We start from the raw sequence: 15,905 nt of genomic DNA on the forward strand, positions 1-15,905 counted from the left end.
GGCGACAGGTTCAGAAAGCGATGCCGAGTGTCAGGTACGGGCGCACGCTTTGGTTGCGCAAGCCGTACGCGACGTCGACGTTGATCGGGCCGACCGGGCTGCGCCAGCGCGCACCGACGCCCACGCCCGGATAAAACACGCGCTCGCCCCACGCATCGGTCGCGGTGCCGATGTCGAAGAACGTCGCGGCGCCCCAGTCGCGGTTGAACCAGTGCTGGTATTCGGCCGTACCCGTCATCAGGTACTTGGTCGGCAAAACGGAGCCGGCGACACTGTTACCGATACTCTGGTAACCGTAGCCGCGCACCGAATTCGAGCCGCCCGCGCGGAACAGCAGCGACGCCGGCACGCCCGACGAGCTGCCGCTCGTAAACACGCCACCGAGCTCCGCGCGGAACACGAACAGGTCGCGCTTGCCGATCGGCAGGTATTGCTGCCCGCGCGCGTAGCCGCGAATGAAGGTTTCGTCGGCCAGCACGTGCTTGACCGCGAAGCCGGTCTCCGCGTGAATCAGGTTGCCCGAGCGCGGGAACAGCGGATCGTCGACGTTGCGGCGGGTCCACGCCCACTGCGGCACCAGCGCGCGGCTCGTGGTCGGCCCCGCGCCGTTCTGGTCGAGCCGGTCCTGGTAGTACATCAGCGAATACGCATAGTCGATGAACTGGCCGGTGCGCGTACGCTGCACGCCGACCCGCGCGCTGTAGATGCGCGTATCCGACACGTTGGTGTTCGTGTACGACGCGAGCACGCTGTTGGTCCAGCCCCGCTCGCCCGGCGGCATCGACAGCTGCACCTGCCCGTACTGCTGGATCTGGTCGACCCGGCCCGACACGGTCAGCGGCCATGCGGCGCCGAACGTGTCGAGATACGTATAGGAGCCTTGCACGTGCGGCCCGGTATCGGTGGCAAAGCCGACGCCGCCGCGAATGTTGTTGTACGGGAATTCGCTGACCTTCACGTGCACGGGCGTGCGCTCGGGCTTCGACGTATCGTCGCCGACGTCGATCGCGACGCTCGCGTAGTAAGGCGTGTTCTGCAGTTGCCGCTGCAATTCGGCGATCCGCCGCACGTCGTAGATCTCGCCTTCCGACAGCGGATTGACGTTCGTGACGATCCTTTCCGGATAACGGCGCACGCCGTCGACGTCGACCTTGCCGATCGTAAACGTCGGGCCGCTGTCGAACGCGACCGCGAGCGTCGCGCGCTGCGTGCGCGGATCGATGCGCGCCTCGGACGACGCGATCTTCGCGCCGAGATAACGGCGCGACTGCAGTTGCCGGAGCGCCGCGCTCTTCGCGTCGTCCCAGTCGGACTGCGTGAACGGGTCGCCAGGCTTCATCGAGAACGCGAAGCGCGTGGCGGTTTCCTGCTTCGGATCCTCGGTTTCGACGGGGCCCTTGAACGTCAGGTCGACCGTCGACACGACGGTCTGCTTGCCCGGATCGACCGCGATGCGCACGTCGCGCTTGCCGTCGCGGGTGCGCACGTCGGTGCGCACGATCGGCGAGAAATAGCCGGCCGTCGCGGCCAGATCGCGCACCTGCTGCGGCGTGGCGGTCACGAGGAAGTCGAACTGGTCGTCGCTGATGTCGTCGCGCTTCGCGAAGCGGGCGATATCGAGATGCGTCTTCAGGAGCTTGCGGATCGAGCGCGGCGCGTCGATGTCGACGTCGTACTTCGCATGGGCCGGCAGCGCGAAGCACGCGGCCAGGCAGCCCGCGAGGGCCGCCCGCGCGACGCGGGCCGCGGCGCCGGCGTGATCGCGCGCCGCGCGCGGGCCTGCATCATGCGCCGTGTGTGCTCGATGGTTCGACTGCCCCGCCAAATATGACCTCGCCGTGCTGGTTTGTTACGGTTTCGTGGAAAACCCTGTATTTGACCACAGGGCGCGGGCGTCACAGCCAAACGATTGTGAAAGAATGCCAGCCCCGGGCACGGCCGCCGCACGATCCGCGTCGGCACCGGCCCGCCGATTCGACGCGCGATTGGCGCCGGCTGTTCCCCGCGATGCGGTAAAATCCCGCCATCGTGAATCCGGCGCATCGTGCGCCGCCCGAAACGGAAGATCCAGCCATGCCGTACCAGTCCGACGTCACGCAGTTCCTGAACCAGCTCAAGCAGCAGAAGCCGACGCTCGAGGAAGAGCAGCGCAAGGGCCGTTCCCTGTTGTGGGACAAGCAGCCGATCGATCTCGAGGAGCGCGCCGAGCAGCAGGAATCGCGCGTGAAGCAGACGCCGTACGTCTACTACCAGAACTTCTGACGACGTGAGCGCCGCCGACGAGGCCAGCGCCGCCCGGCAGGACGACGCGATCGCCGCGCCCGCGGGCGCCGATTCGACGCCCGACACGGTCGACGGTGTCGCGGCGTTCGCTCGCCTGTACGGCGAGCCGCTCTTCAAGCTGCCGCAGGATCTCTACATCCCGCCCGATGCGCTCGAGGTGTTCCTCGAGACGTTCGAAGGCCCGCTCGACCTGCTGCTGTACCTGATCCGCAAGCAGAACTTCAACGTGCTCGACATCCCGATGGCGCAGGTCACCGCGCAGTATCTGGGCTACGTCGACCAGATCCGCACGTCGAACCTCGAGCTCGCGGCCGAGTACCTGCTGATGGCCGCGATGCTGATCGAAATCAAGTCGCGGATGCTGCTGCCGGTCAAGAAGGCCGACACCGGCGAGGAAGCCGAGGATCCGCGCGCCGAACTCGTGCGCCGGCTGCTCGAGTACGAGCAGATGAAGCTCGCCGCGCAGCGGCTCGACCAGTTGCCGCAGCTCGGCCGCGATTTCCTGCGCGCCGAGGTGTACATCGAGCAAAGCGTCACGCCGCGCTTTCCCGACGTCAATTCGGACGACCTGCGCGCCGCGTGGGCCGACGTGCTCAAGCGCGCGAAGCTCGTCCAGCACCACAAGATCTCCCGCGAGGAGCTGTCGGTGCGCGAGCACATGAGCCTGATCCTGCGCCGGCTGCAGAACGCCCGCTTCATGGAGTTCGCCGACCTGTTCGACACGTCGCGCGGCGTGCCGGTCGTCGTCGTGAACTTCATCGCGATGCTCGAACTCGCGCGCGAATCGCTGCTCGAGATCACGCAGGCCGAGCCGTTCGCGCCGATCTACGTGCGTCTCGCGTACCTGCCCGCGTAAGGGCCCCCCCGCCGCTTCCCGTTCCCGGTTCGTCCCGACGCTCGCGCTTCGCCGCGGCGGAAGGCCGTCCGGCGGGTGTCCCGCACGTCCCGATATAAAGTGAACGATCGTTCTTTTATCGATGCGTCGCGCGGCCAAATCCTCTACAATCCGCCGACGCCCGATGCGCCGCCCGCGCGCCGGCGTTGTCCGCTTCGACCCCGGCGCCGCTGCTGCGGCGCCCACGCGCACCTGCGCGAGGAACCCGCTACCCGATCATGAAAGTCATCAGCTCGATCCAGGAACTGCGCGACCAGCTGCGCGGCCAGAACCGCACGGCGTTCGTGCCCACGATGGGCAACCTGCACGAAGGGCACCTGTCGCTGATGCGCCTCGCGCGCCAGCACGGCGACCCGGTCGTGGCGAGCATCTTCGTCAACCGGCTGCAATTCGGCCCGAACGAGGATTTCGACAAGTACCCGCGCACGCTCCAGGACGATATCGAGAAGCTGCAGCAGGAAAACGTGTACGTGCTGTTCGCGCCGACCGAGCGCGACATGTACCCTGAGCCGCAGGAGTATCGCGTGCTGCCGCCGGACGACCTCGGCGGGATACTCGAGGGCGAGTTCCGTCCCGGCTTCTTCGCCGGCGTGTGCACGGTCGTCACGAAGCTGATGTCCTGCGTGCAGCCGCGCGTCGCCGTGTTCGGCAAGAAGGATTACCAGCAGTTGATGATCGTGCGCCGGATGTGCCAGCAGCTCGCGCTGCCGGTCGACATCGTCGCGGCCGAGACCGTGCGCGACGAGGACGGCCTCGCGCTGTCGTCGCGCAACCGCTACCTGACGGCCGACGAGCGCAAGGAAGCGCCCGAACTGGCGAAAACGCTGCAGCGCGTGCGCGACAGCGTGCTCGGCGGCGAACGCGACCTCGGCAAGCTCGAGCAGCACGCGCACACGCACCTGGCCGAACGCGGCTGGGCGCCCGACTACATCGCGATCCGCCGCCGCGCGAACCTGATCGCACCGAGCGCCGCCGAACTCGAAGCCGGCGAGCCGCTCGTCGTGCTCGCGGCCGCGAAGCTCGGCGCGACGCGCCTCATCGACAACCTGGAAATCTGACGGCCGGCCCGCCCGCGCCTCTCACGACGCATCACGGAGACCCCATGCAGCGCCACATGCTCAAATCGAAGATCCACCGTGCGGCGGTCACGCACTGCGAACTGCACTACGAAGGTTCGTGCGCGATCGACGAAGACCTGCTCGAAGCGGCGGGCCTCATCGAAAACGAACGGATCGACATCTGGAACATCAACAACGGCGAGCGCTTCTCGACGTACGCGATTAAGGGCGAGCGCGGCAGCGGGATGATCTCGCTGAACGGCTCGGCCGCGCGCCGCGCGCAGCTCGGCGATCTCGTGATCATCGCGGCGTTCGCGATGGTCGACGAAGCCGAACTGCAGGCCGGCTGGAAGCCGAAGCTCGTGTTCATCGACGAAGGCAACAAGATCAAGGGCCATCGCGATCACGTGCCGACGCAGAGCTGGACGTAAGCCGAGCGGCACGCGCGCGGGCCGCGGCGCGCGGCTGCGGCGCTGCCGTTTGCCGCCGACGGGCCGGATACCGTACGCCACGGGATCCGGCCCTTTCTCATTGGGTGTCGCGCCGGCCGGGACGGCCCGGGCGCTCAGGAAGCCTTCACGGCCTTCTCGGCCTTCGGCGCGCGGCGCTCGGCCCATTCGACGATCGGCCGCCACTGCTCGAGATCCTTCTCGACGCGACTTTTCGCGACGTCCCACAGCGTCAGGCCGTGCGCGGCGATCTGCACGTAGTTCTGCGTGTCGCGCACGTAGCCGAGCACCGGCAGGCCGAGCCCTTCGACGAACCGGTGCAGCTGGTCGGACGAACGCGTGCGCGCATCGACCCGCATCCCGACGATTCCGACCTCGACGCTGCCCTTGCGCACGGCCTTCTCGCCGGCGAGGCGCTCCAGAAACTGCTGCGTCGCGAGAATATCGAACATCGACGGCTGCAGCGGCACGATCACCTTGTCGGCCAGTTGCAGCGCGACGTTGAGCCGCGTGCCGTGCAGGCCGGCCGGCGTGTCGATCACCGCGTATTCGAGCCCGCGCGGCGGCTTCGACGGCGCCTCCGGATCGAGTTCCCACGCCTCGATCGCCGGCAAGCCGGCCGGCCGCAGGTCGAGCCACGCATGCGCGGACTGCTGCCGGTCCAGGTCGGCCAGCGCGACCCATGCGCCCTGCGCCGCGAAATAGCCGGCTAGATTGGTGGACAGCGTGCTCTTGCCCACGCCGCCCTTCGGATTCGCCACCACGATGACCGTCATGAATTCCCCCGAAAAAGCCGCGCGGCGCCGGCCGCATGGCAGGCGCCGCTCGATTGCGGATACAGGGAGCGATGATATCGGCAAACGGGGGGTCACCGGAACCGGTGGCGCGGCACCACGCCCCCCTTTCGTCCGCTTTCCTTCACGTCACGCGCGCTGGAGGGCTGTGTCCCGCGCGCCGATCGCGAACGCGCCGCCGCCCAGCAGCGCCTGCACGGCCAGCGTGACGGCCCAGAACGCCGGATATTCCCAGCCGCCGTGCGGCGACGAGAAGCTCCAGCCGTTCGGCAGATGCGCGGCGACCGCGCCGAGCATGAACGGCAGCAGCACCAGCGCGGCGATGCGCACGCGGAACCCCGCGAGCAGGGCCAGGCCGCCCGCCAGTTCGACGAACGTGGTCAGGTACGCGAGCCAGGCCGGCAGGCCGATCGACGCGAAGAACTGCGCGGTGCCCGGCAGCGTGAAGACGAATACTTTCTGCGCGACGTGCGCGAGGTACAGCACGCCGAGGGCGACGCGCAGCAGCGTCGCGGCGAAATCGTTCAGGCGGTTGGTGTTCATGACGGCTTCCTTCGTGAGTGGAGGGGAATGGATCGCACTCTATTCGAATCGATTCGGCCGATAAACACGCGAACCCGCTTAAATTGTTTCCATTCAGGAATGAATTGATGCAACAAAAAGGGCATGACCGATCATGCCCCGCATCCTGCTCAGTAGCCGCTCTTGCCTTGCGTGGCGTCACCGCCGGACTGGCCGCCACCCGGCGCATACGAATCGCACGCCTGCGCGGCCGCGGACACGCCCAGCAGCGCCGCGAGCAGTACGCCCCACCACCATCGAGCCTTCATCGTCGCCCTCCTTCGGGCGGACCTCCGCCCTCCTCTGTTGTACGCGATCGGGCGGAAAAAGCGAGGGCCGACCGACGCGGCCCGAGGAAACTCAGCGAAACTCGGCGTACAGCGCGTCGAGGTCGAGGTGCTCGGCGAACGTGTCGGCCAGCCGCTCGAGCGAGGCCTCGCGCAGCGCCGGATAGTCGATGCGGGCCGCGCCGTCGAGCCCCGCCCATGCGAGCAGCGCCGCGCAGGCGTCGGGCGCGTCGAACAACCCGTGCACGTAGGTCGCGAGGATCTGGCCGTCGGCCGACCGCGCGCCGTCGGGGCGCACGCCGTCCCGCGCGGCGTCGGCGGCCAGCGTCAGCGCGGGCGTCGCGAGCGCCGGCCCGCGCGTGTCGCCCATGTGGATCTCGTAGCCGCGCACGGCGGCCTCGCCCGGCAGCGCGAGTTGCCCCGTCACGTTCTTCAGCGTCTTGTCGGGTTGCAGCGTCGTGTCGAAATCGAGCAGCCCGAGCCCCGGCACGCTGCCGGGCGCGCCTTCGAGGCCGAGCGGATCGTCGAGCGTGCGGCCGAGCATCTGCATGCCGCCGCAGATGCCGATCACCTTGCCGCCGTAGCGCAGATGGCGCCGGATCAACGTTTCCCAACCCGCGTCGCGCAGCCACGCGAGGTCGCGCTGCACGCTCTTCGAACCGGGCAGGATCAGCAGGTCGGCGTCGGGCACGGGGCCGCTCTTCCAGTACGTGAATTCGACCTGCGGATGCGCGCGCAGCGGATCGAAATCGGTGTGGTTGCTGATGCGCGGCAGCGCGGGCACGACGACGCGCAACACGCCGGCTTCGCCGCGTGCGGCGGCGCTGCGCGCTTGCCCGGGCAGCATGTCCTCCGCGTCGAGCAGCAGCCCGTGCAGGTATGGCAGCACGCCGAACACCGGCTTGCCCGTGCGCGCACGCAGCCAGTCGAGCCCCGGTTCGAGCAGCTTGAGGTCGCCGCGGAAGCGATTGATCACGAAGCCGCGCACGCGCGCGCGCTCGCTGTCGGACAGGCAGGCGAGCGTGCCGACCAGATGCGCGAACACGCCGCCGCGATCGATGTCGGCGACGAGCACGACCGGGCAGTCGACGCGCTCGGCAAAACCCATGTTCGCGATGTCGCCGTCGCGCAGGTTGATCTCGGCCGGACTGCCGGCGCCTTCGACGATCACCGTGTCGTAACCCGCACGCAGGCGCGCATACGACTCGAGTACCGCATCGAACGCGACCGGCTTGTAGTCGTGATACGCCCGCGCGTCGAGGTTCATGCGCGCCTTGCCGTGAATGATCACCTGCGCGCCGCGGTCGCTCGTCGGCTTCAGCAGCACCGGATTGAAATCCGTATGCGGCGCGACGCCGGCGGCCAGCGCCTGCAGCGCCTGCGCGCGGCCGATCTCGCCGCCGTCGACCGTCACCGCGCTGTTGAGCGCCATGTTCTGCGGCTTGAACGGCGCCACGCGCGCGCCGCCGCGGCGCGCGAGGCGACACAGGCCCGCGACGAGCGTGCTCTTGCCCGCGTCGGATGTCGTGCCCTGGATCATCAGCGTGCCGCGCGGCCGCGGCTCGGGTGCATTCATCGTGTAAAAGGTCGTCGCGAAGCAAAGGCCGCATTATCGCCCGCGGCGGGTCGCCCGCGCCGTTACAATCACGCGATGATTCCGCACGACCTCACCTTCGTCCTCGGCGGCGCGCGCTCGGGCAAGAGCGCGCATGCCGAGCGGCTCGCCGCCGCCAGCGGCCGCCCCGTCACCTACATCGCAACCGCGACCGCCGCCGATGCGGAGTTCGAACAGCGCATCGCGCATCACCGCGCGCGCCGGCCCGCCGAATGGGGGTTCGCCGACGCGCCCGTCGATCTCGCGGGCACGCTCGCGCGGCTCGACGATCCGCACGCCTGCCTGCTCGTCGACTGCCTGACGCTGTGGCTCACGAACCTGCTGTGCCCCGCCGACGGCGAACCGCTCGACGATGCGCAGTACGCGGCGCAGGTCGAGCGGCTCGAACGCGCGTTGCGCGGCGCGCGCGCGAAGGTGATCGTCGTCAGCAACGAGATCGGGCTCGGCGTCGTGCCGCTCGGCTCCGTCACGCGCCGCTACGTCGACGAGCTCGGCCGCCTGAACCAGCGCGTGGCGGCGCTCGCGACGCGCGTCACGCTGCTGGTTGCCGGGCTGCCGCTCGACCTCAAGGCGGGCGCCCCGTCATGCTGATGCTGTCGCTGCCCGTCGTCGCGATGCTCGCGGTCGCGGCCGCGCTCGTCGACCGCGCGATCGGCGAGCCGGCCGGCTGGCATCCGCTTGTCGCGTTCGGCCGCTTCGCCGCGCGCATCGAAGAAGCGCTGAACACGGGGCGGCGCGGCCGCGTGGTCGGCGTCGCCGCGTGGCTCGCGGCGGTCGTGCCGCCGGTGGTCGTCGCGGCATGGCTCGTCGCCGTGCTGCCGTGGCCGTTCGCGGCTGCGCTGCACGTCGCGCTGCTGTGGTTCGCGCTCGGCGCGAAGAGCCTCGCCGACCACGTCGCGCCGATCGCCGCCGCGCTGCTGCGGCGCGACCTCGACGCGGCGCGCACGCTGACCGCGCGCATCGTGTCGCGCGACACGAGCAACGCTGACGAAGGGGCGCTGTCGCGCGCGGCCGTCGAATCGGCGCTCGAGAACGGCAACGACGCGATCTTCGGCGCGCTCTTCTGGTTCGTCGTCGCGGGCGGCCCCGGCGCGTTGCTGTTCCGGCTCGCGAACACGCTCGACGCAATGTGGGGCTACCGCACGCCGCGCTTCCTGACCTTCGGCTGGGCCGCCGCACGCATCGACGACGCGTTGAACTGGATTCCCGCGCGCCTCACCGCCGCGAGCTATGCGCTGCTCGGCGACACGGCCTCCGCGTGGCGCTGCTGGCGCACGCAGGCGCGCCAGTGGGACAGCCCGAACGCGGGCCCCGTGATGGCCGCGGGCGCCGGCAGCCTGAACGTGCAGCTCGGCGGGCCGGCCGTCTATCACGGCGAGATCGAGGATCGCCCGGCGCTCGGCACCGGCGCCACGGCAACCGCCCTTCACATCGTCGCCGCGCTGTCGCTCGTCACGCGCACGCTCGCCCTGTGGCTCGCGCTGCTGGTCGCGAGCGGCGCACTCGTCATGGCCACCCATCATGTCTGATTCATCCATCGCGCACGGCGGCAACCTGCACGAGGCCGCCCGCCGCCACGGCATTCCGTACGACGCGTGGCTCGACCTGTCGACCGGCATCAATCCGGTCGGCTATCCCGTGCCGCCCGTGCCGGCCGACGCCTGGCGCCGGCTGCCCGACGACGGCGACGGCCTCGCGGCCTGCGCCGCGCGGTACTACCACGCACCCGATGCCGCGCACGTGCTGCCGGTCGCCGGCAGCCAGGCCGCGATCCGCGCGTTGCCCGCGCTGCTGCCGGCCGGCGAGGCCGGCGTCGCGGCGCTCGCGTATGGCGAATATGCGCCCGCGTTCGCGCGCCACGGCCATCGCGTCGTCACGCTCGACATCCGCGCGGATACGCTGCCCGCGACGCTGCACCACGTCATCGTCGGGAACCCGAACAATCCGACCGCCGAATGCGTGCCGACCGGGCGCCTGCTCGGCTGGCATGCGCAACTGGCCGCACGCGGCGGCACGCTGATCGTCGACGAAGCGTTCGCCGATACGGGCGCGACGCCGTCCCTGGCGCCGCACGTCGATCGTCCGGGGCTCGTCGTGCTGCGCTCGGTCGGCAAGTTCTTCGGGCTCGCCGGGATCCGCGCGGGCTTCGTGCTCGCGCGCCCCGATCAAATCGTCGCATTGCGCGACAGGCTCGGCGCGTGGACGGTCGGCGGCCCCGCGCGCCACGCGGTCGCCGCGGCGTTCGCGGATCGAGCGTGGCAAGCTGCCGCCCGCGAGCGGCTTGCGGCCGACGGCGAACGACTGGCCGCGCTGCTGCGCGCGCACGGCTTCGCGGTCCGCGCGACGCCGCTCTTCAGCTGGACCGACGACCCGCGCGCCGCGGCGCTGCATGCGGCGCTCGCGGCGCGCGGGATCTGGACGCGGCACTTCCCGACCCCGTCGAGCATGCGCGTCGGCCTGCCGGGCAGCGAAGCCGAATGGCGGCGCCTCGGCGACGCGCTCGCGCATTGCGTGCCGCTGCTGCAGCGGGGCCCGGCATGAGTCCGCGCCCGCTCCGCCCGCTCCGCCCGTTCCGCCGGCTTGCGCCGGCCGCGCTGCTGGCTGCGCTCGCCCACGCGCCGCTCGTCCACGCCGACGTCACGGCCCGCGACGACGCCGGCAATACGGTCACGCTGCCCGCGCCCGCGCAGCGCGTGATCAGCCTCGCGCCGCACGCGACGGAACTCGTCTACGCGGCCGGCGGCGGCGCGAAGCTCGTCGGCACCGTCACGTACAGCGACTATCCGCCCGCCGCGCAAGCGGTGCCGCGCGTCGGCGACAACAAGGCGCTCGACCTCGAACGCATCGCCGCGCTGAAGCCCGACCTGATCGTCGTCTGGCGGCACGGCAACGCGCAGCGGCAGACCGACGCACTGCGCGCACTGCACATCCCGCTGTTCTTCAGCGAACCGAAACATCTCGACGACGTGTCGTCGTCGTTGCGCCGGCTCGGCACGCTGCTCGGCACGCAATCGGCCGCCGATGCCGCCGCGGGCGCCTTGACGCGGGACATCGCCACACTGCGCGCACGCTACGCGGCACGCGCGCCCGTCACGACGTTCTTTCAGGTGTGGGACCGCCCGCTGACGACGCTCAACGGCACGCACCTGATCAACGAAGTGTTCGAACTCTGCGGCGGCCGCAACGTGTTCGCGTCGCTCAAGCCGCTCGCGCCGACCGTGACCGACGAGGCCGTGCTCGCCGCGAATCCGGAAGCGATCGTGACGACGAGTGCCGGCGCGACCCGTTCGAACGAACCGCTGCCGAGCCTCGCGCGCTGGCGCGCGTGGCCCGCGCTGACGGCCGTGGCGCGCGACAACCTGTTCGCGATCGACGGCGATCTGCTGACGCGGCCGTCGCCGCGGATCGCGCAAGGCGCGGCCGCGCTGTGCGAGGATCTGGATGCCGCGCGTGCGCGGCGGCCGGCGCGCTGATTTCCGGCGGGCTGCGGATGCATCGCGCACCGATGCCCGGATGCGTACGGTGTGCGAGACAGAGCGTCGTTCACATGCAGACGCAAGTGTGCCTATGCGTCCCAGTGCACGACTTCCCACGTTCGCGCGGCATCCTCCATGCGCAGCCACACAACTCCGCCTGTCGGCACCGGCCGCGAGAGCAACGTATCGAGCGGTATGCGCAGCACATGCGACGCCAATGCGCGGATCACGCCCGCGTGCGTAACGATCCATTGCGGCCCGTCGAACGCCGCAAGCGCGTCCGCCTGCCGTGCAACCCGCGCGGTGAATCGCGCGACGCTTTCCCCGCCGTGCGCGCAGGCATGCATCAGGTCGGCCGCCCACGCATCGAGCGCCGCGCGGTCGATATCGTCCCAGCGCCGCATTTCCCACGCGCCGAAATCCATTTCCTGCCAATCGCCATCGCGCCGCAGCGGCGCGTCGAACACCCGCGCGAGCCGTTCGGCCACCGATGCGCAGCGCGTCAGCGGGCTCGTCCACACCTGTTCCGGCGACGGCACACCCCGTTCCGCCAGATGCGCGCGCACGGCCCGCGCGCCGTCATCAGCCGATTCGGCGAGCGGCACGTCGCTGCGCCCGTAGCAAACGCCGGGCTCGATGCCGACGGCCGGATGACGGATCAGGACGACGTCCATCCGAGCACCACGAGATAGATCGCCAGTTCGCCCAGTTGCTGCGCGAAACCGAGACAGTCGCCCGTATAGCCGCCGATCCGCTTCACGAAATAGCGGGCCAGCCACGCGCGCAACAGCACGAGCGCCACGCATGCGGCAACGCCCATGCGCCAGTCCGGCCAGAACAGCCACGGCAATCCGAACACCGCCGCGATGCACGCGGCACGTGCACCCATCCGTTGCGCGACCGGCTTCGCCTTGCCTTCTGGCCGCACGTAGTCGAGCGTCGTCAGCAGGCTCACGGCCATCGCGCGGCTCGCCGCATGCGCGGCGATCATCGTCCATGCGGCGCGCAGCGGCAGCATCGACGCGAGCGCCTGCCATTTCAGCCCGAGCGCGATCACGAGCGCGACCGCGCCGAACGTGCCGATCCGCGAATCGTGCATGATGCGCAGCACGTCGTCGCGCGTGTAGCCGCCGCCGAACGCATCGCAACTGTCGGCGAGGCCGTCTTCGTGGAATGCGCCGGTCGCGAACAGCGTCGCGGCCATCGACAGCCCGACCGCGATCGATGCCGGCAGCGCCCGCAGTGCAACGAGATAGACGAGCGCGCCCCATGCGCCGACGCAGGCACCGACGAGCGGGAAATAACGCGCGGCCTGGTCGAGATCGCCGGCCGCGTAGCCGATCGAGCGCGGCACGGGCACGCGCGTGAAATAGCCGAGCGCGACGAAGAAGTAGCGCAGTTCGGCCCGCATGCCGCGCGCGCGCTCAGGCGTCACGATCGTCGACGCCGGCCGATTCGAAGCTCGCCATCTCGGCGAGGAACGCGGCCGCCGCGCGCACCAGCGGCAGCGCGAGCGCGGCACCCGTGCCTTCGCCGAGCCGCAGGTCGAGCGCGAGCAGCGGCTTCGCGCCGAAATGTTCGAGCATGCGCCGGTGGCCGGCCTCGTGCGACGTATGCGAGAACACGCAGTAGTCGCGCACGCCGGGCGCGATGCGCTCGGCGACGAGCAGCGCGGCGGTCGCGATGAAGCCGTCGACGAGGATCGTCATCCGCTCGCTCGCGGCCGCGAGGTACGCGCCCGTCATCATCGCGATCTCGAAGCCGCCGAACGTCGCGAGCACGTCGAGCGGCGCGATCGCATGCGAGTGCTTGACGAGCGCGCGGCCGAGCACCGCGCGCTTGTGCGCGAGCCCCTGGTCGTCGAGGCCCGTGCCGCGCCCGACGCATGCGTCGATCGGCACGTCGAGCAGGCGGCTCATCAGACAGGCGGCCGACGACGTGTTCGCGATCCCCATCTCGCCGAAGCCGATCACGTTCGTGCCGAGCGATGCGTGCACGCGCACACGCGCCGCGCCGGCTGCCAGCGCCGTCATCGCTTCTTCACGCGTCATCGCCGGCTCCGCCGCGAAGTTGCGCGTGCCGCGCGCGACCGGCAGCGACACCAGCCGGTCCGACGGCGGCAGCGGCGACGCGACGCCCGCATCGACGATCTCGAGCGTGCTCTGCGCGACGCCCGAGAATGCATTGATCGCCGCGCCGCCGGCCAGGAAGTTCGCGACCATCTGCGCGGTCACCGCCTGCGGGTAAGGACTAACGCCTTCGGCGGCGATTCCGTGGTCGCCCGCGAACACGATCGTCACGGGACGCTGCACGACCGGCCGCTCGGAGCGCTGGATCAGGCCGATCTGCAGCGCGAGCGCCTCGAGCTGGCCGAGGCTGCCGGGCGGCTTGGTCTTGTGGTCGATCACATGCTGCAGGCGCTGGCGCAATGCGTCGTCGAGCGGCGCGATCGCGGGCGGGAATTGGGTCGGAGTCGTCATCGAGGAGCCGTGTCGTGCGCGCGGCATGCGCCGCGCATCGGAAAAGTCGGAACAGGAAAGGTCATGGTCGCGCAGGCCACGCCGGCAGCAGCGCATCGCGGCCGTTCTCGCGGATCAGCACGAGCGGATAGCCGAACGCGTCGCTCGCGCGCTCGGGCGTCAGCACGTCGTGCACGAGGCCGGCCCACGCATGGCCGCGGCCGTCGAGCAACAGCGCATGCGTCGCGAAACGCCGCGCGAGATTCAGGTCGTGACACGAAAACATCACCGTGCGCGAGCCGGCCGCGAGCCACGCAGCCAGCGCGGTCAGGCAGTCGATCTGGTGATGCAGGTCGAGATGCGCGAGCGGTTCGTCGAGCAGCATCAGCGGCGCATCCTGGCACAGCGTCGCGGCCAGCGCGACCCGCTGCCGCTCGCCGCCCGACAGCGACATCACGTCGCGCGACGCGAGCGCGGCGAGGTCGAACGTCGCGAGCGCAGCGCGCGCGGCCGCGCGGTCGCCGTCGCGCTCCCAGCCCCAGCCGCCGAGATACGGAAAGCGGTTGAGCAGCACCGTGTCGAACACGGTCGCGCTGAACGCATCGTGTAATTGCTGCGGCATCAGCGCGCGGCGCTGCGCGAGTCGTTCGGGGCGCCACGCGGCAAGCGGCCGGCCGTCGATCTCGACGTGTCCTGCGGCGGGCGGCCGCAATCCCGCGAGCGTGGCGAGCAGCGTCGTCTTGCCGGCGCCGTTCGGCCCGGCGACGCACCAGATCTCGCCGGGGCGGAACGCCTGCGTGAAGCCGTCGAGCAGCGTGCGCGCGCCGGCCTTCAGCGTCAGGTCGACGGCCGTGTAGCGCATGTCGCCGGCAGCGGCGTTCAGTGCGGCACCCGTCATCGCATCGGTCTCCTCAACAACATCCACAGGAACACCGGCACGCCGATCAACGCGGTCATCACGCCGACCGGCAATTGCGCGGGCGCGATCGCGGTGCGCGCGAGCAGGTCGGCCGCCATCACGCCGCCGCCGCCCGCGAGCATCGCGGCCGGCAGCAGCATCCGCTGGTCGTTGCCGAACGCGAGCCGCAACGCATGCGGCACGACGAGGCCGACGAAGCCGATCGTGCCGGCCGTCGTCACGGCGGCCGCGGCGGCCAGCGACGCGACGAGATAGATTCGCACGCGCAGGCGCGCGACCGGTACGCCGAGCGCTTGCGCGGTGGCGTCGCCGCGCAGCAGCACGTTCAGTTGCGGCGCGGCCGGCAGCGCGACGCCTGCGCACAGCAGCAGCGCGCCCCACGCGAACCACGGCGCCGTCGCGCCGTTCAGGTCGCCCGTCAGCCAGAAGATGATGCCGCGCAGCCGCGCGTCGGGCGCGAGCGACAGCAACAGCGTGACGAGCGCGCCCCACCCCGCCGCGATCACGACGCCCGTGAGCAGCAGCCGCGGCGATGCATCGCGCGATTCGCCGCGCCACACCTCGCGCCTCGCGAGACCGAGCACGAGCGCGACCGAGACGAGCGAACCCGCGAACGCCGATGCGTCGACGAGCCACCACGCGCCGCCCGCGATCATCGCGACGAGCGCGAAGCCGGCCGCGCCGCCGGACACGCCCAGCACGTACGGCTCGGCGAGCGGATTGCGCAGCAGCACCTGCAACAACGCGCCGGCCAGCGCGAGCAGCGCGCCGCACGCGAAACCCGCGAGCGCGCGCGGCAGGCGCAGCGTCGTCACGATATCGGCAAGGAGCGTATCGCCGCCATGCGGCACGAGCGACGCGAGCGCCTGCCACGGCGACATCGGCACGCTGCCGATCGACAGCGACGCGACGAACAGCAGCGCGACCGTGGCGGCCAGCGCGGCCCAGATGGCGGCGGCGCGCGCGGCGTTCATGCCGCGCACGGCCGCACGCACGACGCGCGGCGCATCCGCTTGCGGGAGTCGGCCGGGCGCGACGTGGGCGCGTGGCGGACGATTGGGGTCGGCATCGAAGAACGTTCCGTGAAGCATTGCGCGCCCTGCTTCCCC

At 70.6% G+C, this 15,905-nt stretch carries 18 protein-coding genes; 8 read left to right on the plus strand and 10 right to left on the minus strand.

The genetic code is table 11. The features are described 5' to 3' along the window. Nucleotides 1–10 precede the first annotated feature (10 nt). Nucleotides 11–1,825: an autotransporter assembly complex family protein gene (locus CFB35_RS12715; protein WP_089465052.1), complete on the minus strand. Its 1,815-nt coding sequence runs from the start codon at nucleotides 1,823–1,825 to the stop codon at nucleotides 11–13. Nucleotides 1,826–2,073: 248 nt separating this feature from the next. Between CFB35_RS12715 and CFB35_RS12720 the strand changes: the two genes are divergently transcribed. The 4 genes from CFB35_RS12720 to panD all read left to right on the plus strand — a co-directional run bounded on the left by CFB35_RS12720 (nucleotide 2,074) and on the right by panD (nucleotide 4,667). Next, nucleotides 2,074–2,262 carry a DUF3460 family protein gene (locus CFB35_RS12720; protein WP_006484044.1) on the plus strand — a complete coding sequence of 63 codons (189 nt, stop codon included), beginning with the start codon at nucleotides 2,074–2,076 and terminating at the stop codon, nucleotides 2,260–2,262. 4 nt (nucleotides 2,263–2,266) lie between these two features. Then, nucleotides 2,267–3,139, plus strand: coding sequence for a ScpA family protein (locus tag CFB35_RS12725; RefSeq protein WP_012329011.1), 873 nt, complete (start codon nucleotides 2,267–2,269; stop codon nucleotides 3,137–3,139). A gap of 257 nt (nucleotides 3,140–3,396) precedes the next feature. Next, entirely contained in the window at nucleotides 3,397–4,236 is an 840-nt protein-coding gene (panC, locus tag CFB35_RS12730; RefSeq protein WP_059576698.1) for a pantoate--beta-alanine ligase, read from the plus strand. 44 nt (nucleotides 4,237–4,280) lie between these two features. Continuing rightward, entirely contained in the window at nucleotides 4,281–4,667 is a 387-nt protein-coding gene (gene panD / locus CFB35_RS12735) for an aspartate 1-decarboxylase (RefSeq protein WP_011885716.1), read from the plus strand. 134 nt (nucleotides 4,668–4,801) lie between these two features. On the opposite strand, the gene CFB35_RS12740 is transcribed toward panD, so the two are convergent. The 4 genes from CFB35_RS12740 to CFB35_RS12750 form a co-directional block, all read right to left on the minus strand. Further along, entirely contained in the window at nucleotides 4,802–5,461 is a 660-nt protein-coding gene (locus tag CFB35_RS12740) for a ParA family protein (protein ID WP_059576701.1), read from the minus strand. A gap of 147 nt (nucleotides 5,462–5,608) precedes the next feature. Continuing rightward, nucleotides 5,609–6,022 (minus strand): DoxX family protein, encoded by a 414-nt coding sequence (locus CFB35_RS12745; RefSeq protein WP_089465053.1) that lies wholly within the window; start codon nucleotides 6,020–6,022, stop codon nucleotides 5,609–5,611. Between the two features lie 149 nt (nucleotides 6,023–6,171). Next, nucleotides 6,172–6,309 (minus strand): hypothetical protein, encoded by a 138-nt coding sequence (locus tag CFB35_RS34950; RefSeq protein WP_179231738.1) that lies wholly within the window; start codon nucleotides 6,307–6,309, stop codon nucleotides 6,172–6,174. A 91-nt stretch (nucleotides 6,310–6,400) separates the two neighbouring features. After that, entirely contained in the window at nucleotides 6,401–7,903 is a 1,503-nt protein-coding gene (locus CFB35_RS12750; RefSeq protein ID WP_089465054.1) for a cobyric acid synthase, read from the minus strand. A gap of 75 nt (nucleotides 7,904–7,978) precedes the next feature. On the opposite strand from CFB35_RS12750, the gene cobU reads away from it, so the two are divergent. From cobU to CFB35_RS12770, 4 genes are read left to right on the plus strand one after another with little or no spacing between them, the layout of a single operon-like run. Then, nucleotides 7,979–8,533: a bifunctional adenosylcobinamide kinase/adenosylcobinamide-phosphate guanylyltransferase gene (gene cobU, locus CFB35_RS12755; RefSeq protein WP_089465055.1), complete on the plus strand. Its 555-nt coding sequence runs from the start codon at nucleotides 7,979–7,981 to the stop codon at nucleotides 8,531–8,533. Then, nucleotides 8,527–9,471, plus strand: coding sequence for an adenosylcobinamide-phosphate synthase CbiB (gene cbiB / locus CFB35_RS12760; protein ID WP_089465056.1), 945 nt, complete (start codon nucleotides 8,527–8,529; stop codon nucleotides 9,469–9,471). The genes cobU and cbiB overlap by 7 nt, the downstream gene beginning before the upstream one ends. Further along, nucleotides 9,464–10,483, plus strand: a complete 1,020-nt coding sequence (gene cobD / locus CFB35_RS12765) for a threonine-phosphate decarboxylase CobD (protein ID WP_089465057.1) — start codon at nucleotides 9,464–9,466, stop codon at nucleotides 10,481–10,483. The genes cbiB and cobD overlap by 8 nt, the downstream gene beginning before the upstream one ends. Then, on the plus strand, nucleotides 10,480–11,415 hold the full coding sequence (locus CFB35_RS12770) for a cobalamin-binding protein (RefSeq protein WP_089465058.1): 936 nt from the start codon (nucleotides 10,480–10,482) through the stop codon (nucleotides 11,413–11,415). The genes cobD and CFB35_RS12770 overlap by 4 nt, the downstream gene beginning before the upstream one ends. A gap of 92 nt (nucleotides 11,416–11,507) precedes the next feature. Here the strand turns inward: CFB35_RS12770 and cobC are convergent, their stop codons facing one another. The 5 genes from cobC to CFB35_RS12795 form a co-directional block, all read right to left on the minus strand. After that, complete coding sequence (cobC, locus tag CFB35_RS12775; RefSeq protein WP_089465059.1) at nucleotides 11,508–12,092, minus strand: alpha-ribazole phosphatase; 585 nt, start codon at nucleotides 12,090–12,092, stop codon at nucleotides 11,508–11,510. Further along, nucleotides 12,077–12,829 (minus strand): adenosylcobinamide-GDP ribazoletransferase, encoded by a 753-nt coding sequence (locus CFB35_RS12780; RefSeq protein ID WP_089465281.1) that lies wholly within the window; start codon nucleotides 12,827–12,829, stop codon nucleotides 12,077–12,079. Before CFB35_RS12780 ends, cobC begins: the two co-directional genes overlap by 16 nt. Before the next feature lie 13 nt (nucleotides 12,830–12,842). Further along, nucleotides 12,843–13,898 carry a nicotinate-nucleotide--dimethylbenzimidazole phosphoribosyltransferase gene (gene cobT, locus CFB35_RS12785; protein ID WP_089465280.1) on the minus strand — a complete coding sequence of 352 codons (1,056 nt, stop codon included), beginning with the start codon at nucleotides 13,896–13,898 and terminating at the stop codon, nucleotides 12,843–12,845. A gap of 61 nt (nucleotides 13,899–13,959) precedes the next feature. Further along, complete coding sequence (locus tag CFB35_RS12790) at nucleotides 13,960–14,775, minus strand: ABC transporter ATP-binding protein (RefSeq protein ID WP_089465060.1); 816 nt, start codon at nucleotides 14,773–14,775, stop codon at nucleotides 13,960–13,962. Then, nucleotides 14,772–15,887: an iron ABC transporter permease gene (locus tag CFB35_RS12795; protein ID WP_089465061.1), complete on the minus strand. Its 1,116-nt coding sequence runs from the start codon at nucleotides 15,885–15,887 to the stop codon at nucleotides 14,772–14,774. The genes CFB35_RS12790 and CFB35_RS12795 overlap by 4 nt, the downstream gene beginning before the upstream one ends. Nucleotides 15,888–15,905 lie beyond the last annotated feature (18 nt).

The organism is Burkholderia sp. AU16482, assembly GCF_002223285.1.
GTDB lineage: Bacteria > Pseudomonadota > Gammaproteobacteria > Burkholderiales > Burkholderiaceae > Burkholderia > Burkholderia semiarida.